This window comes from Embleya sp. NPDC056575, from assembly GCF_042793325.1.
Lineage (GTDB): Bacteria > Actinomycetota > Actinomycetes > Streptomycetales > Streptomycetaceae > Embleya.
The window spans coordinates 54974-81687 of sequence record NZ_JBHTVA010000031.1 but is presented as its reverse complement, the minus strand read 5'-3'; the positions used below and the strand labels follow the sequence as shown (position 1 = coordinate 81687).

Sequence of the window (26714 nt, the reverse complement as noted above, 5' to 3'; positions counted from 1 at the left end):
CGTGTGGGCGGTCCGACCATCGCATCCGACCGGGTGGTCCTCAGGCGCGGTTGGCGGTACGAGCGCCGGTCGCGCGCTTGGCGGCGGTCCCCTTGCGACCGGACGCGCCGCGCGTCGGCGGCTTGGCGGCCTTCTTGGCGGTGGTCTTCGCCGGGGTCGCCTTGGCCGTGGTCTTCTTCGCGGTCGTCTTCTTGGCGGTGGTCTTCTTGGCGGTGGTCTTCTTCGCCGCGGTGGTCTTGGCCGCGGTCGCCCGGGTGGTGGCCTTCTTCGCGGTGGTCTTGCGCGCCGAGGCGGCCGGCGCGGCGGCGCGCGTGGTGGCCTTCTTGGCCGTCTTCTTGGCGGTGGCCTTCTTCGCGGTGGTCTTCTTGGCCGCGGCCTTCTTGCCCGCGACGGTGGTGCCGCCGGTCACGGTGCCCGGGGACGCCTTCTTGATCGCGGTCTCGCCCTTGGTCAGCTTCTTGGTACCGCCGGTGAGGTCCTTGAAGCCCTGGCCCGGGCGGAAGCGCGGCACCGACGTCTTCTTGACCCGAACCCGTTCGCCCGTCTGGGGGTTACGGGCGTAACGAGCGGCCCGGTCGACCTTCTCGAACGACCCGAAGCCGGTGACCGAGACCCGGTCGCCCGCGACGACCGAACGAATGATGGTGTCCAAAACCGCGTCGACCGCTTCCTCGGCCGCAGCCCGGCCGCCGAGCTTGTCGGCGATGGCTTCGACGAGTTGTGCCTTGTTCATGAGACGCCTTTCGTGGTGCGGGGGTACCGATCGCTTTCGACCGGCCGGACCATCCGACCGATCGGGTCGAACGCCGTTGCGCCAGTACCCATTTCCATGACTGTAACTCTCCGTCACACGGGGGGCATTTCGAACTGCGGTAACGACGCGCTCGAAACACCCCCTTGGATCAACGACGGGGACCCCGCGCGGAGATCGGTCCGGCACCGACCAAATCCGCGTATCCGGTCCCGACGTTCGCCGCCCGAGGACCGTTTTCCCCTTGTGGGACAAGGCCCGAGGCGGCACGAGGGCACTCCGATCCGGCGCGGGAAACACCCCTTCGGCCCCCTGTCGAGGGTGCGGTAATCGGGAAATACGCGCCGACACGCGGCCCGTCGAAACCGATTTCCCGCCCCGGCGCGCCAACACCCGTCGGCGCACGGGACGGAACTCGACTCCCCAACACGAGGCGTCGGCCGGGCCGAAGACGTGCCCGCGGGCCGAACTCGGGACATCGGGCGGCCCCACGAGGGGGTGGGCACCGGCAGCGGAAGGGCCGCGGGCGCACGTCGATCCGGGGCCCGCGAGGGTGGATGCGCGGCCGGGGACGCCGTCGGTCGGGTCGTGAAAGGGCCCACACGCGGGACAGAGTCGCTCAAAGCGCCCCCGTCGACCCCTGGGACGGGCGGTGGACTCCAGGCCCGTGGAGGGCGATTCAGGGCGGTCCGGGGCGAACCGGATCCCGAAACAGACGGATCCCGGCGAAGGAGGGCGCCTCCGGGCCGGATTCTCGACCCCCGCGCCGCATCGGGCCGAGCGCCCCCGGAACCCGCCACGAAACACCATGGATCAGCGCACTCGGCGCGCGAATCCCGATGCCACGGAGGGCGCGTAGAGCCCACGGCCCGGCCCGGCGCCCCGTCCGGGCACACGGCCCCGGCCCGAACCCGCAGTCCACCCCGGTTCCGGCAGGCGTCCCGACCACGGCGGCGCAACGCCGTGAACCCGCAGCTCACCGCACTCCCCCCGGCCGCGGCTCCCGGAGACTCACCCTCAGTCACCCTCGCGCCCGATCCGTGAGGCCCTGCCGCACCCGTTCCGGAATTCCGACTTCGGCATGTCGAATAGCGGTTGGCGGACCCGAGAAAGCGAACGAATGAGCGATACATCGAACGGGACCGAGCCAATCCGCGCCCACCGCCCGGGGCGCACCGGCGTCCTCGACCCGGGCTCGGGGCGCGGCAGGCGGGCGGACGACCTCCACGACCGGCCCCGACGGTCCCGGGAAATCGCCCACTGCCCCACAGCCCCACGGCCCGAGCCGACACCCTCCCGATACGTGCGGCCACCACCGACCGGTCGGGCCGCCCCGAGGGCGACGACCACGAGCCGCCCCGTCCCGGAACTCGTGGCAGCGGTCACCCCGTTGCGCGATCCGCCTGCGAAACCGCCGGCGGACGACGCCGGTTGGCGGCCACCCCGTGCGGCCGCAGGGCCGGCCGGGAGCTCCGGAAGGTGTCGGCGCCGTTATCCGTCCTCGCGATTGCGCTCCCGCTGCCCCGGCCAGTCGAGCCTGAGCCGTTGCAGTCGCGGCAGCGAGGCGACGACCAGGTCGTAGGAGTCCTCGATCAGGTCCCGCACCATCGCCTCCGGCAGCGAGCCGTCCAGGGTCACGGTGTTCCAGTGCCGCTTGTTGAGGTGATACCCGGGCACGATCGCGGGGTGATCGCTCCGCAGCCGAACCGCCAGGTCCGGATCGCACTTCAGGCTCACCCGCAGCGGCGGCGTGTCGGTCAGCGTGGACAGGGCGAAGATCTTCCCACCGACCTTGAAGGTCGACACATCCGGGTTCCGTCCGAACGGAAACTCCTCGACGGCGCCGTTGAACCCGAGGCACACCCCCCGAAGCCGCCCCGCACCCATCCCCGGCAACCGCCGCGCATCAGCCATTCCGCCAGTATGCCCAGGCATCGGGCGCGGATCCCGACGACGTCGCGGTGCACGACCTTCGCGTCGCGGAATCCGGCTGAGGCGGGCCCCGAACGCGGCCGGGCACTGCCGGTCGGGGGCCGCGGAGCCGCGGCTACAGTGCCAGGGTCGCGGATCGGTTGGGTCCGCGTGTCGAAGGAGGGTCATGTCCAACCCGCTGATCGCCGCCGTGGGCGGACGCGTTCCGCAGGTCGATCCCGCCGCGTTCGTCGCGATGAACGCGACCGTGGTCGGCGCCGTCACCCTCGCCGCCGGATCGAGCGTCTGGTACGGCGCGGTGTTGCGCGGCGACGCCGAGTCGATCGCCGTGGGCCCCGAAACCAATATCCAGGACAACTGCACCGTGCACAGCGACCCCGATTTCCCCACGGTGATCGGCGCGCGGGTGTCCGTGGGCCACAACGCGGTACTGCACGGCTGCACGATCGAGGACGACGTCCTGGTCGGGATGAACTCCACCGTCCTCAACGGCGCGCACATCGGCGCCGGCGCCCTGATCGCCGCCGGCGCGGTGGTCCCGCAGGGCATGCGGGTGCCCCCGGGCGTGCTGGTCGCCGGTGTGCCGGGCCGGATCCGGCGCGAACTCACCGAGGAGGAGCGCGCCGGCATCAAGGCCAACGGCGTCGGTTACCGGTTCCTGGCGCAGGCCCACGGCGAGATCACCCCGCTCTGACCGCACCCGCACCGCCGACGGACCGCGCCCTGGCACCGACTCGGGGCGCGGTCCGTGCGCGTACGCGGACTTTTCGGGCGGACGGCGGCGCTTCGCCGAGCCGGTTCCCGGGCGCCGCGACCCCGCCGACAACCGTCGGGCACGGCCGCTCGCGCGATGCGTCCGCGACGCGCGTAGACACGATTCCGCGCGTGCCGCCGGCCTCCACGGTGACCCGCGCGGCCGTCCCGGGCTCCGGACGGCGGTTCCCCGTACTCGCGCACACCGCTCTCCGCCGGCCGGAATTGCACTCCCACCTGGGGCTTTACCACTCCCATACGTGTACGTACGGCTGCGGAGAGTGTGGGTGGATTACCGATCAACCGGCGCATAACAGACTTCTGTTCCTCCAGAACCGGAACCGGGCCTTCGACTTGACGGCGGGGCGATGATCCGATGATCGTGTTCCGGCCGCCGGTGTTCCGCGATGGACTCGCGACGGACTCGCGACGGAACCGGCCGAGCAACCCTCTTGTGGAAGGGCTACCGATGGGCCGATTTTGGAATCCAACGACGCAGACCACATCCGACATAACGACGCCGACTTCATCCGGTACAACCTCGCGGTCGTCGCTCCTCGGGCCGCCGACGTCACGTCCCACTTCTACGCGCTCCTGTTCCTGCGGCGGCCCGAACTGCGCGACCTGTTCCCCCCGGCGATGGACGTCCAACGCGATCGCCTGCTGCACGCGCTGATCCGCATCGTCGGCGATCTGGACGACGCTCCCGCGCTGCACGGCTACCTCGGCCAACTCGGACGCGACCATCGCAAGTTCGACGTGATCGCCGAACACTACGACCTGGTCGGGGAATGCCTGGTCGCCGCCCTCGCCCGCTACAGCGGCGAAACCTGGAACGACGCGGTACAGGCCGCCTGGGTGCGCGCGTACGACGCGGCGGCCAAAATCATGATCGGCGCCGCCGACGAGGACGCCCGGACCAACCCCCCGCACTGGGCGGCCGAAATCGTCTCGCACCACAAGGCCGCCGACGACATCGCGGTGGTCACCGTCCGCCCCGACGTCCCGTTCCCGTACCGGGCGGGCCAGTACACGTTCCTGGAAACCCCGTGGTGGCCACGGGTATGGCGGGCCTACTCGATCGCCAACGCGCCCGATCCCCAGGGCCTGCTCACCTTCCACGTGCGCTCGGTACCGGCCGGTTGGGTCAGCAACGCGCTGGTCCACAAGGCCAAGCCGGGCGACCGGATCAAACTCGGCGCCGCCATGGGTGAGATGGTCGTCGACCACCTGGCACCCAACCCGATGTTGTGCGTCGCGGGCGGCACCGGACTGGCACCGCTGAAGGCGATGGTGGAGGAACTGGCCTACTACGGCACCGATCGGTTCGTGGACCTCTTCTACGGCGCCAGCGCGCACAGCGGCCTGTACGGCCTGGAGGACCTGCTGCGCCTGTCCCAGAAGGTGTCCTGGCTGCGGGTCAGACCCGCGCTCGACGATCTGACCCTGGCCGGCATCAGCGGAGGGATCTCGGAAGTGGTCGGCGAGTACGGACCGCGCTTCGACTGCGACGCGTACCTCAGCGGACCACCCGCGATGGTGCTCGACAGCGCCCGGGTACTGCGCCGACTGGGCCTGAACAGAAGCCAGATCCACCACGATCCGGTCGTCGGCGCGTACGCCGCCGAGGCCGAGGTCGAGACACCGACCCCCGTCGCCGCGGAGGCACCCGGCTGAACCCTCGGACCACCCTCGCCGTCTCGTACCCCGCCCAGACCAGAAACAGGCTCCCGCGACCCCGTCGTCGCGCCGCCGAGCCGGTTCCCAGGAGAATGTTGACCGAACACGGCAGCACCCGAATCCGCGAGGATCAGCCGTCACCCGTCGGGTCCTATCCCGAGGTTCCGTCACCACCCGAGGAAGTCGTCTGCCCCACGGGCCGATTCCCCTCCCCGCCGGGCCACCCTCCCGCAGCGGCGATGGAAACGGGCGCGATACCGGCCCGAATCCCCGCGCCGGCGGCATCCCCGCCCGCCCCGCCACCGCTGATCCACTCCCCGCGCCCGCACGGTGCCGTGGATCCCGAGCTCGCCCGCTCCTTCCTGGAGCGTTTCCTCCGCGAGACCAAGTCCCCCGTGGATCCCGCGAGTCGATGGCGTGAGATCGCCGAGCAGATCCGGGACACCGGCACCTACACCCACACCTCCGCCGAACTCACCTGGGGCGCCCGGGTCGCCTGGCGCAACTCGGCCCGCTGCATCGGCCGGCTGTACTGGAACAGCCTGGCCGTGCGCGATCGCCGACACGTGAGCCGGCCCGACGAAGTCGCCGCGCAGTGCGCCGGGCACCTGCGCGAGACCTGGCGCGGCGGCCGGATCCGCCCGACCCTCACGGTGTTCGCCCCCGACACCCCCACCGGTCCGCGGGTACGAATCTGGAACGAGCAGCTGATCCGCTACGCCGGCTACCGCCGGGCGGACGGCACCCCGGTGGGCGACGGCCGCAATCTCGGCATCACCGACCTCGCCCACGAACTCGGCTGGCGCGGCGAAGGCACCGAGTTCGACCCGCTGCCGCTGATCATCGAGGGCCGGGACGGCCGGCTGCGGCCGTACGCACTGCCCCCGGACGCGATCCGCGAGATCGCGCTGACCCACCCCGAACACCCGGACTTCGCCGACCTGGGCCTGCGCTGGCACGCGGTCCCGGCGATCTCCAACATGCGCCTGGAGATCGGCGGCGTCTCGTACAGCGCGGCGCCGTTCAACGGCTGGTACATGGGCACCGAGATCGGTGCCCGCAACCTGGTCGACGCGGATCGCTACGACGCGCTGCCGGCGATCGCCGAGTTGTTCGCGCTGGACACCTCCAGCGAGCGCACGCTGTGGCGCGATCGCGCCCTGATCGAGCTCAACCGGGCCGTACTGCACTCCTTCGACACGGCCGGCGCGACCATCACCGACCACCACACCGAGTCGACCCGCTTCCTGCGCCACGTCGAGCGCGAGGCCGAGGCGGGTCGTGGGTGTCCGGCGGACTGGAGTTGGATCGTGCCGCCGGTCTCGGGCGGGCTGACTCCGGTGTACCACCGCTACTACGACGACCACGACGAGCAAACCCTGACCCCGGCGTACGTCCTCGACGAGGCGGCGACCCGACGGGCGGCGGGCGAGGTCGGAGGGCTGGGGTAGTCCGAGACCCGGACAAGTTATGTCCCATCGGGACAATAGAGTGTTACGCTGCTGATATGAGCATCGACGACCCCGCGCCCGACGGCCGTCGGCAACGCACCCGGCGCAGTCGGGAGGCGATGTCCGACGCCGCCGTCGAGCTGCTGCTCGCGCACGGTCTCGACGGGGTCACCGTCGAGGCCGTCGCCGAGCGGGCCGGGGTCACGCGCCGCACGTTCAGTCGGCACTTCGCCGGCAAGGAGGACGCGATCCTCGCCGAGTTCCGGGAGAACACCGCCCGGATCAACGACGCGCTGCGCGCCCGTCCCGAGGCCGAACCGCCGCTGCTCGCCTACCGCGCCGCGGTGGCCGACTGGCTGGCGATCGAGTACACCGCGGCCGACGCCCGGCTCGCCCGGCACCTGGAACTGTTCCGCCGGGTCGACGGCGAGCCCGCGCTGTTCGGCGCCTACCAGCGGATCCGAATCGAGGCCGAGGCCGAATCGGTGCGGGTGATCGCGGCCCGTCTGAATGTCGACCCCGACCACGATCCACGCCCCGCGGTGGTCGTCGGGGCCGGCGCCGGCACCTTGGTCGCCGCGTTGCGGGCCTGGGCCAGGACCGGCGATCCGGGCGCGCTGCCCGTGCTCGCCGAGCGGTTCTTCGATGCCCTGGTCGGCACGCTCGCCGACCCGACGGGGGACGTCCATCCCGCATCAGGCAACACCCGTTCCACAAAGGTCGTGAACCACCCATGAGCACCACCACCCCCGAGTACGCCGTCGAGTTCGCCGGCAAGGTCGCCCTCGTCACCGGCGCGGCCTCCGGCATCGGCCTGGCCATCGCCCACCGGCTCGCCGCGGGCGGCGCCGCGGTCGTCCTCGCCGACTTCAACGAGGCCGGCGCCCGGGAGGCCGCCGACGCCCTGTCCGCCGACGGCGCGCGGGCCGCGGCCGTCGCGGTGGACGTGACCGACCCGGACTCGGTCGAGGCCGCCGTACGCTTCACCGTCGAGACCTTCGGCGCGCTGCACCTGGCGGTCAACAACGCGGGCATCGCCGGGCCCAGCGGACCCACCGGCGAGTACGACGTCGCGGCGTGGAACCGGGTGATCGCCACCGACCTGTCCGGGGTCTTCTACTCGATGCGCCACGAACTGCCCGCGATCCTGGCCGCCGGCGGCGGGGCCGTGGTCAACATGTCGTCGATCCTGGGCACCAACGGCTTCGCCGGTCAGGCCGCCTACGTCGCCGCCAAGCACGGGGTGATCGGCCTGACCAAGACCGCCGCCGTCGAATACGCCGAGCACGGCGTGCGGATCAACGCGGTGGGCCCCGGGTTCATCGAGACCCCGCTGCTGCGGGACAGCGACGAGGAGCAGCACTCGCTCCTGGTCTCGCTGCACCCGCAGGGCCGCCTGGGCACCGCCGAGGAGGTCGCCGAACTGACCGCGTTCCTCCTGTCCGACCGGGCCTCGTTCGTCCAGGGCGGCTATCACCTGGTGGACGGCGGCTATTCGGCCCGCTGAGCCGATCCGGGTCCCGCCCGCGTCCACCGCGTGTTTCGCCGTCGGCCGGGCGGGAAATCTCGGGGGCCGCAGTCGCGACGAGGCTCCGGCGGACGCGCCCGTCGCGCGTCGTGGCATCAGATGAAGGAATGAACGATGGCAACAGGCAAGGTGAAGTGGTTCAACGCGGACAAGGGCTTCGGCTTCATCGAGCAGGATGACAAGGGTCCGGACGTCTTCGTCCACTTCTCCGCCATCCAGGGCACCGGCTTCAAGCAGTTGGAGGAGAACGACAGGGTGGAGTACGACGTCACCCAGGGCCCCAAGGGTCCTCAGGCGGAGAACGTCGCCGTCATCCGCGACTGAGTCGCGGTCGCCCGTTCGACCGCACGCTCGACCGCCCGCCGGGGCATCGCCGAGACCACCGTCCCGCCGGTGCCCCGGCCGCGTTTCGCCCTGGCTGTGTTCACCCGGCGGCCGGAACAGTCGCGCAGGTCAGGGCGTCGGCAGGTCGAACAGCATGCACGTACTGGTGGCGTGGGCCAGCAGCCGGTCGTTCGCGTCGTACAGGCCGGCCTCGGCGAGGGCGGTGCGCCGGCCCCGGGTGAGCACGGTGCCGATCGCCCGGACCTTGCCCGTGTTTACCGTCATCGGCCGCAGGAACCGGGTGGACAGGTCGAGCGAGGTGTAGCCGACGCCCTTGGCGAGGGTCGTGTGCACGGCGCACCCGGCCGCCGAGTCGAGCAGGGTGGCGTAGAGCCCGCCGTGCACGCTGCCGATCGGGTTGTAGTGCTCCTCACCCGGGACGACGGCGAACACGGCCCGGCCCTCCTCGACCTCCTCGAGGGTGAAGTCGAGGTTGGCCGCGATCGGCGGTCCGGGCAACCGTCCGGCCACCATCTCGCGCAGGAAGTCCAGACCCGACATGGTGCCCACGGCGACCGCGGAGAGCTTCGGGTCCTGCCAGGTGAACGTGCGCGACCGAGTCATGTGCCTTCCGACCTTCTTCCCGACGACGAGGGCGAGGGCGGCGACGCCCTACGACGATGATGATCCAAGCCGTCGACACCGCTTCGCCCGGCCCCGGGTGGGGGCTCGGGCGGTAGGTTCTCCCCCGCAGGTGCAAGATCACTCGGGGAAGGTCTCATCGGCATGTCTCATGGATTCTCGGCACCCGCCGACGCACACACCACACTCGCGGCCGGCTCCCGGAAGTGCTCGTGCTGAGCGCGGGTGAGACCGGCGTGGATCGGGGCGTGTTGTGGGTGGCCACCACACTCACCGCGCTGGCCCTCGTCGTCGGACTGGCCTGGGGCGCCCGGCGGTTGCTGGGGTTGCCGGTGGGGACGAGGCGTACGCTCGCCGCGGGGCTGCTCGGCATGGTCGTGTCGTGGGCCGTCGGCGGCAACATCCAGCGGCACAACCCCGGCGTCTTCATGACCGTGACGCTCGGCGTGGCGTTGCTCGCCTCGATGACGTTCATCGTGGTGATCGAGGCGCTGGTGCCGAGCGGGTCGTGGCCCGGCACGGTCGAGTTCGTCCGCGGACTGCGTCGACGCGCCGCGCGGGGGCGGCGCTACTCGCAGATCAGCCGGATCGCGGCCCGGCACGGACTGGGCCCGTATCTGCGCGGTCGGCGCCGGGCCGACCCGGACGGCCGGCGCGCGGTCCTGGCCCGATCGTTGCAACAGGCGCTCCAGGAGGGCGGGGTCACCTTCGTCAAGCTGGGCCAGGTGTTGTCCACCCGGCGCGACCTGCTGCCGGTCGAGTTCGTGGACGCGCTCGCGCTGCTCCAGCACCGGGTCGCGCCCGCGCCGTGGGCCGAGGTCGAGGCGGTACTGGTCGCCGAGTTGGGCGCGCCGGTGTCCGACGTCTTCGCCGAATTCGACCCGGAGCCGCTGGCGGCCGCGTCGATCGCCCAGGTGCATCGGGCCCGGTTGTGCTCGGGCGGCGAGGTCGTGGTGAAGATACAGCGCCCCGGAATCGGGCCGATCGTCGAGCGGGACCTGGACATCCTGGCCCGGCTCGCGGTGAGTCTGGATCGGCGCACCACATGGGGACACGCCCTCGGACTGGTCGAGTTGGCCGACGGCTTCGCGGTCGCGTTGCGCGAGGAGCTGGACTTCCGGATCGAGGCGCGCAACACCGCCGCCGTGCTGGCCGCCGGGTCCGGGCGGCGGGATCCGAATCTGACCCTGCCCCGGCCGCACCCCGAGTTGAGCACCGCGCGGGTGCTGGTCCTGGACCGGCTGGACGGGATACCGCTGGGGACCGCCGTACGGACGCTCGACGAACGCGGGGCCGACCGGGGGAAGTTGGCCCGTACGCTGCTCGGCGAGTTGTTGCGGCAGATCATGTTCGACGGGGTGTTCCACGCCGACCCGCATCCGGGCAACATCATGCTGCTGAGCGACGGCCGGTTGGCGCTGCTCGACTTCGGCTCGGTGGGCCGGATCGACGCGCAACTGCGCGGTGCATTGCAGGATCTGCTGCTGACGCTCGGCCGGGCCGATCCCGCCGCGATGTCCGACGCGCTGCTGCGGGTGGTGACCCGCCCGGCGGAGTTGGACGAGCAGCGGCTGCAACGTGCGCTCGGCCAGTTCATGGCCCGCCATCTCAGCGCGGGTCTGGCGCCGGACATGGCCATGTTCACCGACCTGTTCCGGCTCGTGTCCGCGTTCGAGCTGACCGTGGCGCCGGAGATCGCGGCGGTGTTCCGGGCGCTGGCCACGGTCGAGGGCACGCTCACCGGGATCGAACCGGGCTTCGACATCTTCGCCGAGGCACGCGGCTATGCGACCGCGCACGTCACCGAACAGTTCGAACCGGGCAGCCTGCGCGACGCGGCGACGAGCGAACTGCTGCACCTGCTACCGGTGTTGCGCCGACTTCCGCGCCGCTTCGAGCGGCTGACGGGGGCGCTGGAGGAGGGACGACTGGGCGTCAACGTACGGCTGTTGGCCGACGAGCGCGATCGCCGGGTGGTCACCTCTATGCTGCATCAGACGCTGCTGACCGTGCTGGGGGCGACCGCCGGGATCATGGCGGTCCTGCTGCTGGGCACCGAGGGCGGGCCGCGTGTGGGCGAAAGTGTGGGGCTGTACCAGGTGTTCGGCTACAACCTGCTCGTGGTCAGCTGCGTACTGGTGTTGCGGGTGTTGTTCACCATCTTCCGTGCGGAGCGGGTCGAGACCCGGCGCTGACGCACCGCCGCGCTCCGTACCGGAATCGGTGATGCCTCGCACCGATCGGTGACGTTGTGCACGGTCGCGGCGACTCTTCGGTATCTTTCCGTTTCATGATCATTTCGATGGTCGTGCGCCACACCCGTCCCGTCCTTCGTCCGTCCCACGACGACCCATGCATCCAGGGGGAATCCCGTATGAAGCGTTGGCCCGCCGCCCTCGTCCTCGCGTTCGGCATCACCGTCGGCGCCGGTGGCGCCCACAGCGCGGTCGCCGCGTCCACGCACACCCCGGCCTGCGTGGCCGACGCCTCGCCCGGCCACACCCGCCGGCATCTGCCGGTGGCGGAGATCTTCGTGACCGACAACACCGCCGTGATCGGCGATCCGAACGATCCCCGACTGCGCACGCAACTGAACCGCTTCGCCTGCCAGGTGCGCGCGACGATCCGCGCGCACGGTGGCGACCCGGACAAGTCCTCGTTGCTGGACGGGGTGTTCTGGTCCGGCGAGTCGCAGAGCGTCACCTACGAGCGCTCGCGCGAGTTCGACGTCGACGGCCTGGACGCGGCGGAGCTGAACCACATCGCCGACGTGCTGCGCAAGCGCTACGACCAGGAGTCGGTGCTCACCTTCGAGTACCTGCGCGCCGACTCCCCGCGCGCGGACGCGATCGAGGTCGAGGTGCCGGACGTGAGCGTGCGGCGGCTGCACGACGGGCTCGCCGCCGACCCGGAGGCGCGCGAACGTCTCTACGGCGGCTCGGTCACGGTGCGCGGTGGCAAGCTGATCCTGGTCGCCGACCGCGCGGACGCGGCCCTGGTCGAGCGCTTCGTCGCCACCCTGGGCGGCGACTGGTCGTCGGCCACGGTCCACTACGGGGACCGGGAGTTCGTCGGCTAGCGCGTGTCCGGGGACGGAAAACGTTTGCCGGATGGATCGCGGCGCGGTATTGATGCGGATATGTCACGCACGTTCGCGGATCTGACCGCCGAGGCCGAATCGGTGTCCGTGGCCGGCTGGGACTTCTCCTGGCTGGCCGGACGCGCCACCGAGGCCCGCCCTACGTGGGGATACCAGCGGCTGATGGGCGAACGCCTGGCCGGTGTGTCCGCCGCCCTCGACATCCAGACCGGCGGCGGGGAGGTGTTGGCCGGCGTACCGAGGTTGCCGCCCACCATGGTCGCCACCGAGTCGTGGCCGCCGAACGTGGCCAAGGCCACGGAGGTGTTGCACCCGCTCGGCGCGGTGGTGGTCGCCGACGCCGACGAGCCGCCGCTGCCGTTCGCCGACGCCGCCTTCGACCTGGTCACCAGCCGCCATCCGGCGACGATTTGGTGGTCGGAGATCGCCCGCGTGTTGCGGCCCGGCGGCACCTATCTGGCCCAGCATGTCGGCCCGGCGTCGGTGTTCGAGCTGATCGAATACTTCCTGGGCCCGCAGCCCGAGGCGCGCAGGGGTCGGCACCCGGACACCGAGAGCGCCGACGCGCGGGCCGCCGGTCTGGAGATCGTCGATCTGCGGACGGAACGGCTGCGGATGGAGTTCTTCGACGTCGGCGCGGTCGTCTACTTCCTGCGCAAGGTGATCTGGCTGGTGCCCGGCTTCGGCGTGGACGCCTACCGGGACCGGCTCCACGACCTGCACGAACTCATCGAACGGGATGGACCGTTCGTCGCGCACTCGACCCGGGTGCTGTTCGAGGCGCGGCGACCCGACTGAGCCGGCCGGGGGCGCGCGGGCTCCGCGCCGGGGACGAGCGCCGGGGTACGCCGGGGCGGACCCCGGCCACACAGGCCCGGGCGGGTGACATGCCGTAGCCCCCGACCGATCCCGGCGTTGAGCACGGTATGACCCAGACTCGACGCGTCATCGCCGCCGTGGTCCTGGCGACGGGCGCCGCCGCACTCGCCACCCCCGTCGCGAACGCGGGCACCCCGCCCCCGGACATCGCCCTCACCACCCCGGACAACACGGCCTCGGCCGCCGACGGCATCACCCCGCAGCAGGCCCTGGGCACCGCCATGAGCTCCCTCGTCGGCGGCCTCGCCCACTGACCCCCGAAGCCCGCGACGGCCCCGTCCGCCGCCGGCCGGGCCCGACCGCCGTCGCCCCTCCCTCCGGGGCGCGGCGGTCTCCCGTTGCCCGGGGCCGGTTCCCGCCCGGTTCGGTGCGAAACGCCGACGCTCCGGAGATCACCGGTGACTTGCGCTCGTTGCCGCCACCCCGGGAGCGCGAGGCTCGGTGCCCGGTTCGGGGAACAACGCGTGCAGGCGGGCGACCAGTGCGGCGTCCGGAAGGACCGCGCGGCGCGCGTCGGCGGCGATCGGGCAGGACGACATCACCCGCACGCCGTGGCGCAGGCCGTCGTCGTACTCGAACATCACGACGTAGTCCGCCTGGCGACCCGCCCCGGGGCAGGCGAGGCCGCCCGTGGGCAACGCGGGTTGGGTCCGCAGCGCGCGGGCGTACTCGGCCGGATCCGGGAGGGCGCGCGTGCCGGCCAGGTCCGTGCGGTGCCGCGCCGGTCGGTCGTCGCGCGGATAGCGGCACACCACGGCGGAGCGCGGCGTGCCCGGGACGAACGGGTCCGCCGGGGCGGCGCGGTTCGGCAATCGCCAGTCGGGGGTGGTCGGGTCGACCCACCGGGGGCAGCCCTCCGCGTCCACGGGGGCGGGCGGCGGCGCGGGGTTGGCGGTCGCCGAATACCGCGCGGGCGCGTCCCCGGCGGCATTGAGCAGCACGGTCCCGCCGAGGCCGACCGCGATCACGGCGACCGCCGGCGCGGCCCACCGGCGACGTCGGTGAACGCGCGGCGGACTCGGCCGACCGGCCTGCGGCTTCTCGCCCATGACAGCACCCTGACACACGGCCCCGCCCACGTACGCGGCGGGCCAACCGTCCTTCGGCATCGCACGGTTGCCCCGGCGCGCCCCGGCACGGCGTGTGCCGACAGCGGCACGACCCGACCGGGCCGATGTGGCCGGGGTGAGCGGCGGGGTGTGCGACGAAACAGCCGGCCACGTGCGCCGCAGGGGCCGCAGGGGCCGCAAGCGGTGCGAAGCCGACAGGAAAGCCCCGACGGGCGCCGGCCCACGCCGCGGCCGGCGCGAGGCGCGCCGATCAACAGGGCGACCCGGGTTGTTTCGCCGGGTGGCGAAACATTCGGTGGAGCCGGGCCCGGCGGTCAGTCTGTAGCGCATGTCGATGATCGGTTTGCCCCGGCAGTTCGTGCGCACTCGGCGGTTCACCTCGGGTCTGCCCACCGCGTTCACCGTGTCCGACGACGGTGCGTCGGTGCTGTTCCTGCGCAGTCGCTCCGGGGAGGATCCGGTGGGCTGTCTGTGGTGTCTGGACCTCGACACCGCCGCCGAGCGGCTGCTCGTGGATCCCGCACGCTCGGCGAAGGCGACCGGTCGGGCCGGGATCGCCGCGTACGCCACCGACGACGCGGCTCGGCTGGCCGCGTTCGTGCTGCCGGACGGGTTGTGGGTGGTCGACGTGCCGACCGGGCGCGCGCGTCGGTTGCCCGTCGAGGGGCCGGTCGCCGACCCCCGCCCCGATCCGACCGGGCGGCGGATCGCCTATTCGGCCGACGGCGCGCTGCGGGTGATCGAGGTGGACGGGACCGGGGACCGGGCGATCGCCGAACCCGACGGCGCCCACGTGCGTTTCGGGGTCGCCGAGTATGTCGCGACCGCGTCGATCGGCCGCGACCGCGGCTACTGGTGGTCCCCGGACGGTACGCGGCTCCTGGTCGCCCGCGTGGACGAGAGCGAGGTGCCGGTCCGCTGGCTCGCCGACCCGACGGATCCGCGTGTCGCGCCGCGCGCCCTGCGCTACCCGGCGGCGGGCGAGCCCAACGCCGAGGTCACCCTGTGGCTCGTCACGCTCGCCGGTGAGCACATCGAAGTATCCCGGGACCGAGCCGGATTCGAATACCTGACCGCCGCCGGCTGGGACGCCCACGGCCCCTTCGCCGAGGTGCAGACCCGCGACCAGCGCACCGTCCGGGTATTGGCCGTCGACGAGGCGGACGGCCGGACCCGCCTCCTCGCCGAACGGCACGACCCGCACTGGGTGCACCTGCTGCGCGGCACCCCGGTACGGACCGGGTCCGGCGCGCTGGTCGGGCACTCCGACGCCGATGGCACCCGCCGACTCACCCTGGACGGCGTGCCGATCACCCCGGTGGGACTACAGGTGCGCGAGGTGTTCGGGGTGGACGGCGACGACGTGTTGTTCGGCGCTGCCGACGACCCCACGGAGGCCGGGATCTGGACGTACCGACCGGGCGCCGGTGTCGAACGGCTCGACGGGGAGGCGGGCGTACATACCGCCGTGCGCCGCGCGGGCACGCTCGTGCACACGGCCCGGACCCCCGATCGCCCCGGCGCGCGCACGCACGTGCTGCGGGCGGATCGCCCCGCCGTGCCGATCCGCTCGTATCCGGCCGAGCCGGTCCTGCGGCTGCGCGCCACCCGGATCACCACCACCGAACGCGGCCTGCACAGCCAGGTGTTGCTGCCGTCGTGGCATCGCGCGGGCGACCCGCCGCTGCCCGTGCTCGTCGACCCGTACGGCGGTCCGGCCCTCCAGCGGGTCACCGCTCAGCAAGCGCCGATGGCCTTCGTCTCCCAATGGTTCGCCGAGCAGGGCTTCGCCGTGCTGATCACCGACGGCAGCGGGACGCCGGGGCGTGGTCCGGCCTGGGAGCGCGAGGTGGCCGGCGACATCCTCGGCCCGGTGCTCGCCGACCAGGTCGCCGCCTTGGCCGAAGTGGTGCGACGGCGGCCCGAGTTGGACGCCTCGACGGTCGCCGTACGGGGTTGGTCGTTCGGCGCGACACTGGCCCTGGCCGCCGTGCTGCGCCGCCCGGACGTCTTCCACGCCGCGATCGCCGGCGGCGCCGTCACCGATCAGCGCCTGTACGACACGCACTGGCGCGAACGATTCCTCGGCCGTCCCGACGAGCACCCCGAACGTTACGCCGCCTGCTCACCGCTGTCCTCGGCCGCCGAGTTGCGCCGCCCCCTGTTGCTGATCCACGGGCTCGCCGACGACAACGTCTGGCCGGCCAACACGTTGCGGCTGTCCGGCGAACTGCTCGCCGCCGGACGGCCGCACGAGGTGCTGCCGCTGGTCCACACCGGCCACGCACCCACGGACGAGAACCTGTTCGAGAAGTTGTTGGCCCATCAACTCGAGTTCCTGCGGCGCCATTTGCGCCTCCCGCCGCGCTGAGCACTCAGCCGGTCGGCGGCGGGGGCGGCGGGCGGGCTCGTCAGCCGCCGGCGCTCGGGTACGGCCAGGGGTTGGCCTCGCACAGTTCGCCGCCGGCCGCCACCCGGGACTTGGTCTGCTGCATCATCACCGGAGCCAGGCCGCCGGCGGCGCACCCGGTGCTGTGTTGGTGACCCATCCGGTGGCCCACCTCGTGGTTGATCAGCATGCGGCGGTAGCCGAGGAGGTCGTCCCCGTACGCGGTCGAACCCTGGGCCCAGCGCCAGCCGTTGATCATCACCCAGGGTGTGCCGTTGGCGTTGCAGGACACGTTGGACCTGCTGGTGTCGCCCACGATCGGCGAGCAGATCCGGTGCAGGGTGCCGGGGCTGGACAACCGCACCACGAACGACGCGGCGCCGTCGGTGCGGGCGAAGGCGAGCCCGTCCCGGGACCAGCTGCGCGGATCGTTGAGGGTGCGCTGCACCAGTTCGGCGAACAGCGCGCCGTCCAGGGGCAGTCCCTGCTCGATCTCCACCCGATAGGCGACCCGCCGTCCCGGACGCGGGGCCGCCGCCTCCCCGGGCACGGTGACGAACGTGCCGCCGAGCCGCAGGTCGGCGTCCAGGGCGAACGGCACGCTCGCCTGCGCCTCGGGGTCCGGCGAGGCGGATGTCCGTACCGGCAGGTCCCGTTGCGCCGACGGCTCGTCCGGTCTCGGGGTGGCTTCGGGCGGCCGCCCGGTCGGGGCGTCGGGCCGGGCGGCGCCGATGTCCGTGGTCGGTGAGCCGCCGCCGGAGCCATGCGGTATCAGCGCGATCAGGAGCACTACGGCGGTCACCACCCCGGCCACGACCCACGCGCGGGTCACCGACCGCCGGCGGGCGTGCGAGCGGGCCCTCGCCCTGGTTCCCGCGCGGCTCCCGGCCGGGGGGCGTGATTTCGCTCGACGGCCCATGGTGCGCCCACTCACCCCGTCCCCGGTTCGGCTGCCCGCAACCGCCGGGAGATGTCCGACCAGCGCGCGTCCCGCACGATCGCCCGCGCCTGGTCGTCGGTCAACGGCATCCGTCGTTTCTCGTTCGGGATCTCCACCCGGTCGAGCGGCCCGATGGCCCAGAAAAGCCGGAACACGGTCGGCCCCGACGGAATCTGGATGCCCTGTCCCCAGACCACGTCGGCCTCGGTCCTGCGCACGGACTCCGACGCGAAGCGGTCGGCCTCCCCGAGCGGGCCGATGCACTTGAGGTGGTGCCTGCGCCCGTACTCGTCGATCCGAGCGGGCTCGGTGGCGACACCCGGGGCACACGCGGCCAGTTCGCCCGAGCGCAGCGACATCGACACCCCGGCCGGTCCCTGGCCGTTGTCCCAGGTCAGCTCCGCCGAGATGCCGTACGCCGGCGAATACCCGGTCCGTACCGCCGACTTCGTCCCCTCCGTCGGCAGCAGGGCGACGAGCAGGTCGCCCAGTTGCCGCGCGATCACCTCCCGGGCCTGCGCGATCCGGGCCTCGGCCGTGCGGGCGTCCCACCCGGGTCGCGCCTCGGGTACACCGCTCGACGCGGGTGACATCGCGTGCCGCGAGTCGGGTCGGCCCGCGTCCGGGGCGACCGTGGCCGCGACCACCCCGATCGTCACCACCGCGGCCATCGAGGCCACGACGGCGCCCACGCGGATCCACACCCGCCGCCGGCCTCGGGTGGTGGCCCGGGCCACCACCTCGGCCATCGGGCGGGCGTCCTGGCTCGCCAACTCGGCATGCAGTTGCCGCCGGAAGGCCATTTCGAGTCCGGGATCGACGTCGAGCACGACCTCGACGTCGAGGTCGGTGTCCGCTCCGCCGGGGGACCCGTGCCCCGGCTCGGTCCCGGATCGTGGTGTCACCCGATCCGCCGCCATTGCCGCCTCCCGTTCCGGTCGACATCGGTTTCCGTATCGGTTTTCGTATCGGCTTCGGTTTCGCCGTCGTGCTCGGTCTCGCTCGTCACCGCTCTCCTCCGCTCAGCCGATCAGGGGATTGACCTCGAGCGTTCCGCGCAGTCGGGCCAGTGCGCGGGGGCCGGCGCTCTTGACCGCGGAGGTGGACATGCCGAGCATCTCGGCAACCGCCTCCACGCTGTGGTCCTCCCAATACCGCAGCACCACCACCGCCCGGTCCCTCGGCGCCAACCGCATCAGCGCGTCGATCAGGGTCAGCCGTACGTCCGGGAGATCGGCGTCGGCCGCCGCGTCGGGGCGGTGCTCCAGGCCCGCCGCGTCGATGCCGGGCAGCTCGGTGGAACTGAGTCGGCGCCTGCGGTCCAGGTAGGCGTTCAGGAGCACCCGCCTCGCGTACGCGTGCGGCTGGTCGGTGTGCTCTATGCGGCGCCAGGCCACGTACAACTTCTCCAGGGCGATCTGGGTCAGGTCCTCGGCGAGATGCCAGTCGCCGCACAGCAGATACGCCGTCCGGCACAGGCGTTGCGCCGAGGACTCGGCGAACTCGGTGAACCCGTCGCGGCCCTGCCGTCCCATCCCGACCTCCCCTCCTGTCGCGTCCGTCCCTGATCCATACGCATCCCGAGGAGGGGGCGGATGCACGTGTCCTGCGTCACAAGGCCGGCGGGGCGGGCGGGGGTCGCCCTCGCGGGTTCGTACGCGTGTCGCAATCGGTCCCCCAATTGGCATGTCGAGCCGGTCATACCGACATCGATCGCGCCATACGTTGGTTCGGCGCCCGGGAACGGGCGGCGCACCGTCGACCGACCCGGTCGCCGAGCCCGGCCACATCCACCCGAAGGAGCCATCGCGTGCGCGACGTCAAGATCCTGGCCGTCTCCGGCAGCCTGCGCGCCGAGTCGCACAACACCCGGCTGCTGCACGCCGCACGCAAGTTCGCCCCGGGTGGGGTGGACATCGACATCTACGAGGGCCTGCGCGAGATTCCCCCGTACGACATGGACCAGGACACCCCGGGCGATCGGCCCGCCGCGGCCGCGGACCTGCGGCGGCGGATCACCGAGGCGGACGGGCTGCTGATCGCCACACCCGAGTTCAACTACTCGATCCCGGGCGTCCTGAAGAACGCGATCGACTGGGCGAGCACCGACTGGAGCGGCACCGAGGGGCTGCCGCTGCTGCACAAGCCGACCGCGATCATGGGTGCCGCACCCACCAACTTCGGCTCCGTACGGGCCCAGTTGGCGCTGCGTCAGGTGTTCGTCTGGACGCACACCGACGTGGTGGTCAAGCCCGAGGTGATCGCGTTCCGGTCGCACGAGCGCTTCGACGAGGCGGGAAACCTCACCGACGAGACGACCATCGGCCTGCTCCGCGATCTGCTGGTCGCGCTGCGGGACAAGATCGACGCGAAGTAGGCGTCCGGGACTCCTTCGGGGGCGCGGGTGGGGTTTCGCCGTCCCGGGGCGGCGAAACCCCTCCCTTGTTTCGGGTCGACCGGGGGGCTCGAAATTGACCCATCATTTCGGCCTCGCAATGCACCATTGTGAGGGTCGAAAGCGGCCGTAGATTGATGTCGACGAACGGCGGGGCCGGGCGCCGAGGAAGCAACGAGGCGCCCCCACCGACCGTACGCGTCACCTCGATCGGCACGGGTCGACCGATCCACCGCTCTCCCGCACGTCCGCACGCAAGGAGCCACCATGTCCGCGAACACCTCGAACACCGCCGCCGCCACCACCGGCGAGGTCCCCGTCCTGGTCCGTACCCGGGACGCCGAGATCATCCAGGACGGTCCGACCAGCCTGATCACGCTGCTGGCCGACACCCCCGGGCTGACCGCGAACCTGGCCACGTTCCGCAAGGGCTCGCCGGGCGCGCCCGCGCACTTCCACACCCGGGCGAGCGAGATGTTCCACGTCACCGAGGGCACCATGCGCATCCTGCTCGGCGAGGAGATCGTGACGCTGGAGACGGGCGACTTCCTCCTCGTGCCGCCGAACACCACGCACGCCTTCGCCCCGGCCCCGGACACCGAGGCCAAGATGCTGGTGGTCTTCACGCCCGGCATGGACCGCTTCGACTACTACCGCCTGCTGGAGCGGGTGCACCGCGGCGAGGCCGACTTCGCCGAACTGCGCGCGACGTCCGAGCGCTTCGACAACCACTACGTCGACAGCCCGGTGTGGCGCGAGGCCATCGCCGGGAAGTGAACCCACGCACCGCGACGCGGGGCCCGGACCACCTCGCGTGGTCCGGGCCCCGCGTCTTTCACGCGGCCGGACACTACGGATGCATCGCCGCGCCCTTGCAGACCTTGTCCACCGCGTTGCGCGGCCCGTACACGGCGACGCCGACCAGGTCCAGATCGGCGCGCGGCACCGCCCGCACGGCCGCGCGGTTGTCCCGGTCGTTGCCGGTGGCGAACAGGTCCGAGGTGAACACCGCCACCGGCAGGTCCCGGCCGACGGCGCGGGTGTGCGCCGTGGTCAGCAGTTCCTTCCCGACCTCGAAGACCAGTACCGGCTGGCGGAACATCGGCAGGTACGCGGTGTCGTCGGCGTCCGCGTACGGCTCGCCGATCACCTCCGGCACCCGGGTGCCCAGGCCGCTGACCAGGAACGCCGTCACGTTCAGTCGTTGCCAGGCGGCCAGGTCCTCGCGCAGCAGGACGGCGATCTTGGTGTCGAAACGGATGGGCGCGTTCTCGGCGTGCTCGGATTCCATGCCCGGAAGTCTTCCGGGGCCCGCGTCGGCCCGTCTTGTACGATCCTGACATGGTTGCCGGTGCGGAACTCGTGGCGTGGCGGCCACCGGTGGCCGGCGTCACCGAGGTGCTGCACGCGCACATCACCGACCACGCGTACCCGATGCACACGCACGCCGCGTGGACGTTGCTGATCGTCGACGACGGCATGATCCGCTACGACCTGGACCGGCACGAACACGGTGTGTTGCGACAGACCGTGAGCCTGCTGCCGCCGCATGTGCCGCACAACGGGGCCGCGGCCACCGCGACCGGGTTCCACAAGCGGGTGTTGTATCTGGACTCCTCGCACCTGCCCCACTCCCTGATCGGCCCGGCCGTGGACCGACCGGTGTTCGACGATCCGGAATTGCGCCTCCGGCTGGACCGGCTGCACCTGTCGCTGGCGTGCCCCGGCGAGGAGTTTGAGACCGAGAGCAGGCTCGCCTTCGTCGCCGAGCGGCTGCGCACCCACCTGCGGGGCCGGGTCGGCGCACCGCCGCGGGTGCGCGATCCGGGCCTGGCCCGCCGGTTGCGGGACCTGCTGGACGAGCGTTATGTCGAGGGTGTCACGCTGCGCGAGGCGGCCGAGGTGCTGTACGCGCACCCCACCCATCTGATCCGGGCCTTCGGCCGGGAGTTCGGAATCGGTCCGCACCAGTATCTGACCGGCCGTCGGGTCGATCTGGCCCGCACGCTCCTGCTCGACGGCATGCCGGCGCACACCGTCGCCACCGCCGCGGGATTTTATGATCAGTCGCATCTGAACCGGCACTTCAGGCGTGTATTGGGTACCAGCCCGGGCCGGTTCGCGCGGATCGGGGCCGGTGCGGTCGCGATGCGCGGGCGCTCGTCGGCGATCCCGACGACCGCCCCGGGCGACCGCCGCCGACCTCGGCCCGCGCCCCCGTCCGGCACCCCCGTCGGCACCTGACCGGTCCGCGCTCGCCGGCCGATCGTCGGTGAGCTGTGGTGGGGTGGTCCTCGCGATGCCGCCCGGAACCCGGGGGACACGACGGACGGCCGGTGGGTCCGACAAGCAAGGGGAGGCCAACAGTGACGCAGGGAGCCGCGCGGCGATCCGACCCGGCCGCGCAGACACTGCTCGGACTCGCGGTGGCGAGCGGCGAGCCGGGCGACGCGGGCCGGCTGCGGCATCGACTCGGCATGCGCGATCCGGCCTGGTTGGCCGATGCGGCGCTGCCGATCACCGCACGTCGTCGGGCGGTCCACGATCCGGACGTGCCGGTGCGCCGCGCGGTGGCGCGCAACCCCCGGGCCACCCCGGCCGATCTGGCCGCGCTCCTGGAACGGCCCGACCCGGTCGTCGATCGCCTGGTCTACCGGCACGCCACCGCCCTGCCGTGGATGCGCCGGGAAATCCTCGCCCCGGGCCGGCATCCGGACCCGATCGCCCTCGCGGTGTTGTGGGAGGAGATCCGCGCGTGTACCGAAGACCCGCCGGACCACCCGCACTTCGTCGGCGCGGCGGTGGTCTCCGGCATCCCGGCGCTGATCGAGCACGCGCTGCGCACCCAGGGCGCGCGGCTGACCCGCGCCGAACAACTGCGCGGCCTGCTCGGCCTGTTCGCCGAGCCGGAGCGGCTGGACGCGCTGCTCGGCGCGGTGCGGTTTCGGCCCGGCGTGCCGCCCGAGCCGGGCAGCGCGCCCGGGCCCGGTGTCGCCGACCTCGCCGCCGCCGCGCTCGCGTCCGGGGACGACGGGCCGCTGCGGGCCGCGGTGCTCGCCGCGGAGGGCTCCGCCGGGCTGATCGCGGGGCTGCGGGCCGGCGAGCCGGAAACGACCTGGCGCCGGCACATCGACTGGACCCGGCTGCCGGCCGCGCACCGCGCCGACCCGCTGCCCGAGTCGGCCGCCGTCGCGCTGGCCGCCCGGCCGGACTGTCCCGAGGTGCTGCTCGCCGAGCTGTATCGGGCCCACCCGGCCGCGGTGGCGCGCGTCGCCCGCCCCTCGGTCGCCCTCCTGGAGGCCGCGGTGCACCTGCCGGGCCATGTCGAGGCGACCCGGATCGCCGCCGCTGCCGCCGCGTCCGCACCGGCCGACGAACGACACGCCGCGCCGATCCCGAGCCGCGTCGCCCCCGCCCGCGTCGGGGTGGCCATGCTCGCCGAACTCCCGCCCGGCCGCCCGCTCGCCGAGTTGATCCACCGTCACCTGGGTTGTTCGGCCGACCGCTGGGCCCGCCTGCGCGGCGCGCTGTCCCGCTACCGGGGCACCCTGGCCGACCTGCTGGCGGGCATCGCCGACGACACCGTGCCCGGCCCCGGAAACGCCCCGCCCCCGGCGCTGTCCCGGCCCTACCGCTTCCTGCTCCACGCCGCCCCGGCAGAGGATCTACGCGCCCTGCTGCCGCACCTGCCCGACGAGTTGCTGCGCGACCTGCTCGGCCGCGGCCCGCTCCCCGAGCACGTCTTCGACGCCGCCCTCGCCGGCCGCGACCCGAAGGTCTGCGCGGCGTTGGCGGCCAACTCGGGCCTGGATCCGCGCCGGCTGGGCCGGCTCGTCGGGCTGGACGAACCCCGCGTGAACGCCGCGGCGTACCGCAACCACCACTGCCCGCTCACCCTGCGCCGCCGCATCGCCTCGGGCGCACCGCGCACCGCGGGTCGGACCGAACCGGTGCCGCTGGACCCGGCGTTGCGCACCGAACTGCTCGACTGCGCGGACCCGCGCCGGCTCACCCCGCTGGTGGTCAGCGGCGACCCGGAGCTGGTGCACGCCGCGCTGTACGCGTTCCCCTCCGCCGACGCGCGGGCGTTCGCGTTCCTGAAGGTGTGGCGACGCGGCGGCCCCGACGCGGCCCGGCGTCTGGTGGAACTGATCGGCGGACTCGGGCCCCACCGGGCCGAAGCTCTCCCGGACCACCTCGAATCGGCGGACGGGCCGGGCCGGTTGGGCGCGGTGCGCATCCCGTACGAGGACCCCGACGCACTGGCGAACGTGCTGGCCGGCGCGCGCGGGCGCAACGCCACCCGCCGGCTCCTGGCCACGCTGGTGCACGAACCGTACGCGTACGACCTGCCGCGCCTGGTCGCCCGGCATCGCGAGACGCCCTTCGCGCCCGAGTCGATCGACGAACTCCTGCGCCACGAGGACGCCGTCGGCGAACCGGCCCGCCTGCTGCGCCTCGCGGTGGTCAACCGGGCCTGCGGGACGGCCGCCGAGGACCTGAACCGCGAGCCGATCGACCGGCTGCGCGAGGTCGCCTTCCACCGCACCGACGCCGGCTGGGTGAACGACTGCGTCGAGCACGAACTCCTGGACCCGATACGCCTGGTGGACACCGCCCGCCCGGCCGGCGAGGTGTTGCGCGCGCTGCCCAAGCTGACCCGGGACACCGTCGCCGCACCGGTCCGGGCCCGAATCGGCGCGCTGGTGCGGACCCGGCTCGCCGGGCACGTCGAGGCAACCGTGATCGCGCTGGGCCTGCTCGACTCGTTCGCCGGCACCGTCGGCGAGCTGATCGATGTCGCCGCCCAGGCCGCAGGCCCGCCGCCCGGGCCCGGGCAACGCGCCGCCGACGACGCCCGGATCGCCGAATCGGCGCGCGAACCGGCCGCGTCCACACCGGCGTCGCGCACCCCCGAGCAGGTCGGGCCGATGTTGCCGACCCGGTGCGGGCGACGCGGCGCGCCGGACCGAAGTTGTGCGCTGGCCGCCGCGCATCTGCTGCGGTCGATGGTGCCGGGCGCGCCGATCCCCACCGATCCGGCCGTGCTCACGGTCTTCGCGGAGACCCCGGAGGCGGATGTACCCGGGCTGGCCCACCCGGACTGGTTGCGCGCGGCCTGCGCGGCGGCTCCCGTGGACCTGCCGCGCGAGCGGTTGGCCCGGCGCGATCCGGTCGGCTTCCGCGCCGGCGCCTCGGCCTCGGTGCGCTACCGTGCCGGGCTGGTCGGCCCCGCCGAGTTGATCGCCGGCACCCCCGCCCGGGCGTTGAGCGCCGCGCGGCCGGGCGAGTTCTCCCAGCTCGCCCGGGAACCGCTGACGCGGGCGGTGCGCGCGCTGCTCGCCGAACACCTCGGCCACGACCCGCGCCGCTGGCTCGCCGCACTGGCGGTGATGGACAGCGACGGCGGCGAACTGCCGCTGCCCAAGCTGCTGGAGCGGGTCACCGCCGGCGCACCGGAGCCGCCGGGCGACGGGCCGCCCCCGGTGCTCTCCGACGCCGGGTCGGCCCTGCTCGTCTACGCCGACGTGCGGGTGCTGCGCGCCGTCCTGCCACTGCTCGCGCCCGGCGCGCCGAGCATCCTGGCCCGCGACGCCGAGCGGGGTCGGCATGTCACCGCCGACCTGGTCGAGTACGTGCTCGGCCTGACCGACGTCGAGCCCGCGCTGATCCTGGCCGAGGGCGAGGCCCGCTCGCCGCACACCCGACACGTGCGCGAACGCCTGCTGGCCCGGCGCGATCCGGCGCTGGACGACCGGCTGTACGGCGATGTGAGGCGGCGCGGCGACGCGGCCGAGCGGCGGCGGATCCTGGCCCGGGCCGCGGACGACCCCCGGCCGCTGTCCGCCGCGCTGCGGGCCCGGCTGCTCGAACCCGGCGTGTTCTCGGCGTATTGGGTGGACGCGCTGCGGGTCACCGTCGAGGCGGCCGACGCGGACGTGGTCGAACCGGCCCTGGCGGCGATGTCCGGGAAGTTGTCCCTGCTCGACCAACTGATCGCGGCCCGCAACGTGTTGCGCTTCGGCGGCGCGCACCGGCTACGCGCGGTGATCGATCGCGGCCTCCTGGGCAGCGGCGCCGCCAGGATCGCCGGCAAGGCCCTGGAGGCGCACGATCGGGCGCTCGACGCCCCGCCGGCCGGGGGGCGGGCCGGGCCGGACGGGTCCCCGCCCGCGCGCGCCGCGCTCGACGTCGGGCTGTCGGTGCTGAGCGAGCGGGTCGAGCGGGAGTCGTCGCCGGCCCGGCTGGTGGCCCGGCTGCGCGGGTGCCGGCGACTGCCGGACGCGGAGCGGGTCCTGGATCGGCCGTACCGGCGCGACTGGGCGCTGCTGGCGCGCGAGCACGCGCGCGAGCCGTGGCCGGCGGGGGTGCGGCACGCGCTCGCGAGCCGGCCGGACGCGCCCGACGAGATCGTCCTGTCGATGCTGGCCGACCTGCATCCGGCGGAGGCGTTCGCCGCGGCCCGGCGCGGCCCGCGCACCGCCCGCGCCGTCGCCGCGCTGGTGGTACCCGACGGCGGCACCGCCGAGTGGCACGCGGAGGTGGAACGCCTGGTCGAGGCGGGCCTGTTGACCGGCCGCGACCTGGTGCACGAGGTCGGCCACGCGGAACGGGCGCTGCGCTACCTCGCCGACGCCCTGGCCCGGGTCGACCTGGCCGGGCCGGTGCGCGCGGCGGTCGACGCGGCATACGTGGAGGTCACCGTACTGGCCGTCGACCTGCTGGGCACCGAGGACCGCTCGTGGCAGCGCCTGTTCGCGGCACTGACCGAACACGACGAACACTGGCGCCGCGCGCACGGCCGGGCCGCCGGCATCGCCGGCCTGCTGACGTACGCGGCCCGCGAACCGCTGGGACCGGCCTGACATCGGGCCGGTCC

23 protein-coding genes are annotated in these 26714 nt (G+C 73.1%); 15 read left to right on the top strand and 8 right to left on the bottom strand.

Features of this window, described 5'->3' with window-relative positions; genetic code table 11:
* Window positions 1-40: 40 nt before the first annotated feature.
* Together ACFRCG_RS24620 and ACFRCG_RS24615 are read right to left on the bottom strand one after the other, a co-directional pair.
* Complete coding sequence (locus ACFRCG_RS24620; RefSeq protein ID WP_380034810.1) at window positions 41-733, bottom strand: HU family DNA-binding protein; 693 nt, start codon at window positions 731-733, stop codon at window positions 41-43.
* 1509 nt (window positions 734-2242) lie between these two features.
* The gene (locus ACFRCG_RS24615) at window positions 2243-2638 is read right to left on the bottom strand and encodes an MmcQ/YjbR family DNA-binding protein (protein WP_380034914.1); all 396 of its coding nucleotides are present in this window, start codon (window positions 2636-2638) and stop codon (window positions 2243-2245) included.
* Window positions 2639-2849: 211 nt separating this feature from the next.
* On the opposite strand from ACFRCG_RS24615, the gene ACFRCG_RS24610 reads away from it, so the two are divergent.
* The 6 genes from ACFRCG_RS24610 (at window position 2850) to ACFRCG_RS24585 (ending at window position 8419) form a co-directional block, all read left to right on the top strand.
* Entirely contained in the window at window positions 2850-3377 is a 528-nt protein-coding gene (locus ACFRCG_RS24610; RefSeq protein ID WP_380034807.1) for a gamma carbonic anhydrase family protein, read from the top strand.
* Between the two features lie 539 nt (window positions 3378-3916).
* Complete coding sequence (locus tag ACFRCG_RS24605) at window positions 3917-5113, top strand: globin domain-containing protein (protein WP_380034804.1); 1197 nt, start codon at window positions 3917-3919, stop codon at window positions 5111-5113.
* A 338-nt stretch (window positions 5114-5451) separates the two neighbouring features.
* On the top strand, window positions 5452-6567 hold the full coding sequence (locus ACFRCG_RS24600) for a nitric oxide synthase oxygenase (protein ID WP_380034801.1): 1116 nt from the start codon (window positions 5452-5454) through the stop codon (window positions 6565-6567).
* Between the two features lie 56 nt (window positions 6568-6623).
* Window positions 6624-7304 carry a TetR/AcrR family transcriptional regulator gene (locus tag ACFRCG_RS24595; protein ID WP_380034798.1) on the top strand — a complete coding sequence of 227 codons (681 nt, stop codon included), beginning with the start codon at window positions 6624-6626 and terminating at the stop codon, window positions 7302-7304.
* The gene (locus tag ACFRCG_RS24590) at window positions 7301-8074 is read left to right on the top strand and encodes an SDR family NAD(P)-dependent oxidoreductase (RefSeq protein ID WP_380034795.1); all 774 of its coding nucleotides are present in this window, start codon (window positions 7301-7303) and stop codon (window positions 8072-8074) included. Before ACFRCG_RS24595 ends, ACFRCG_RS24590 begins: the two co-directional genes overlap by 4 nt.
* Before the next feature lie 135 nt (window positions 8075-8209).
* The gene (locus ACFRCG_RS24585) at window positions 8210-8419 is read left to right on the top strand and encodes a cold-shock protein (protein ID WP_380034792.1); all 210 of its coding nucleotides are present in this window, start codon (window positions 8210-8212) and stop codon (window positions 8417-8419) included.
* Window positions 8420-8548: 129 nt separating this feature from the next.
* Here the strand turns inward: ACFRCG_RS24585 and ACFRCG_RS24580 are convergent, their stop codons facing one another.
* Window positions 8549-9043: a PaaI family thioesterase gene (locus tag ACFRCG_RS24580; RefSeq protein WP_380034789.1), complete on the bottom strand. Its 495-nt coding sequence runs from the start codon at window positions 9041-9043 to the stop codon at window positions 8549-8551.
* A 230-nt stretch (window positions 9044-9273) separates the two neighbouring features.
* Here ACFRCG_RS24580 and ACFRCG_RS24575 point away from each other — a divergent pair, with 230 nt between their 5' ends.
* The 4 genes from ACFRCG_RS24575 (at window position 9274) to ACFRCG_RS24560 (ending at window position 13294) form a co-directional block, all read left to right on the top strand.
* Window positions 9274-11256 carry an ABC1 kinase family protein gene (locus ACFRCG_RS24575; RefSeq protein ID WP_380034786.1) on the top strand — a complete coding sequence of 661 codons (1983 nt, stop codon included), beginning with the start codon at window positions 9274-9276 and terminating at the stop codon, window positions 11254-11256.
* Between the two features lie 179 nt (window positions 11257-11435).
* On the top strand, window positions 11436-12140 hold the full coding sequence (locus tag ACFRCG_RS24570; protein WP_380034783.1) for a hypothetical protein: 705 nt from the start codon (window positions 11436-11438) through the stop codon (window positions 12138-12140).
* A gap of 60 nt (window positions 12141-12200) precedes the next feature.
* A complete protein-coding gene (locus ACFRCG_RS24565; protein ID WP_380034780.1) occupies window positions 12201-12959 on the top strand; it encodes a class I SAM-dependent methyltransferase in 759 nt (252 codons plus the stop codon).
* Between the two features lie 128 nt (window positions 12960-13087).
* Complete coding sequence (locus ACFRCG_RS24560) at window positions 13088-13294, top strand: hypothetical protein (protein WP_380034777.1); 207 nt, start codon at window positions 13088-13090, stop codon at window positions 13292-13294.
* A gap of 138 nt (window positions 13295-13432) precedes the next feature.
* Here the strand turns inward: ACFRCG_RS24560 and ACFRCG_RS24555 are convergent, their stop codons facing one another.
* Window positions 13433-14089: a hypothetical protein gene (locus ACFRCG_RS24555; RefSeq protein WP_380034774.1), complete on the bottom strand. Its 657-nt coding sequence runs from the start codon at window positions 14087-14089 to the stop codon at window positions 13433-13435.
* Between the two features lie 349 nt (window positions 14090-14438).
* On the opposite strand from ACFRCG_RS24555, the gene ACFRCG_RS24550 reads away from it, so the two are divergent.
* Entirely contained in the window at window positions 14439-16481 is a 2043-nt protein-coding gene (locus tag ACFRCG_RS24550; protein ID WP_380034771.1) for a prolyl oligopeptidase family serine peptidase, read from the top strand.
* A gap of 40 nt (window positions 16482-16521) precedes the next feature.
* Here the strand turns inward: ACFRCG_RS24550 and ACFRCG_RS24545 are convergent, their stop codons facing one another.
* The 3 genes from ACFRCG_RS24545 to ACFRCG_RS24535 all read right to left on the bottom strand — a co-directional run bounded on the left by ACFRCG_RS24545 (window position 16522) and on the right by ACFRCG_RS24535 (window position 18974).
* Window positions 16522-17331 carry a DUF3152 domain-containing protein gene (locus ACFRCG_RS24545; protein ID WP_380034768.1) on the bottom strand — a complete coding sequence of 270 codons (810 nt, stop codon included), beginning with the start codon at window positions 17329-17331 and terminating at the stop codon, window positions 16522-16524.
* Between the two features lie 98 nt (window positions 17332-17429).
* Window positions 17430-18344 (bottom strand): hypothetical protein, encoded by a 915-nt coding sequence (locus ACFRCG_RS24540; protein WP_380034765.1) that lies wholly within the window; start codon window positions 18342-18344, stop codon window positions 17430-17432.
* Window positions 18345-18461: 117 nt separating this feature from the next.
* Window positions 18462-18974 carry a SigE family RNA polymerase sigma factor gene (locus tag ACFRCG_RS24535; RefSeq protein WP_380034762.1) on the bottom strand — a complete coding sequence of 171 codons (513 nt, stop codon included), beginning with the start codon at window positions 18972-18974 and terminating at the stop codon, window positions 18462-18464.
* Window positions 18975-19249: 275 nt separating this feature from the next.
* Between ACFRCG_RS24535 and ACFRCG_RS24530 the strand changes: the two genes are divergently transcribed.
* On the top strand, window positions 19250-19816 hold the full coding sequence (locus ACFRCG_RS24530) for an NADPH-dependent FMN reductase (protein ID WP_380034760.1): 567 nt from the start codon (window positions 19250-19252) through the stop codon (window positions 19814-19816).
* Between the two features lie 285 nt (window positions 19817-20101).
* Window positions 20102-20611, top strand: coding sequence for a cupin domain-containing protein (locus tag ACFRCG_RS24525; RefSeq protein ID WP_380034758.1), 510 nt, complete (start codon window positions 20102-20104; stop codon window positions 20609-20611).
* 73 nt (window positions 20612-20684) lie between these two features.
* Here ACFRCG_RS24525 and ACFRCG_RS24520 read toward each other — a convergent pair whose 3' ends face one another.
* A complete protein-coding gene (locus tag ACFRCG_RS24520; RefSeq protein ID WP_380034755.1) occupies window positions 20685-21125 on the bottom strand; it encodes a DUF2000 family protein in 441 nt (146 codons plus the stop codon).
* Between the two features lie 50 nt (window positions 21126-21175).
* On the opposite strand from ACFRCG_RS24520, the gene ACFRCG_RS24515 reads away from it, so the two are divergent.
* Together ACFRCG_RS24515 and ACFRCG_RS24510 are read left to right on the top strand one after the other, a co-directional pair.
* On the top strand, window positions 21176-22078 hold the full coding sequence (locus ACFRCG_RS24515) for a helix-turn-helix domain-containing protein (protein WP_380034750.1): 903 nt from the start codon (window positions 21176-21178) through the stop codon (window positions 22076-22078).
* Window positions 22079-22200: 122 nt separating this feature from the next.
* On the top strand, window positions 22201-26700 hold the full coding sequence (locus ACFRCG_RS24510) for a hypothetical protein (RefSeq protein ID WP_380034747.1): 4500 nt from the start codon (window positions 22201-22203) through the stop codon (window positions 26698-26700).
* The last annotated feature ends 14 nt before the right edge of the window (window positions 26701-26714 follow it).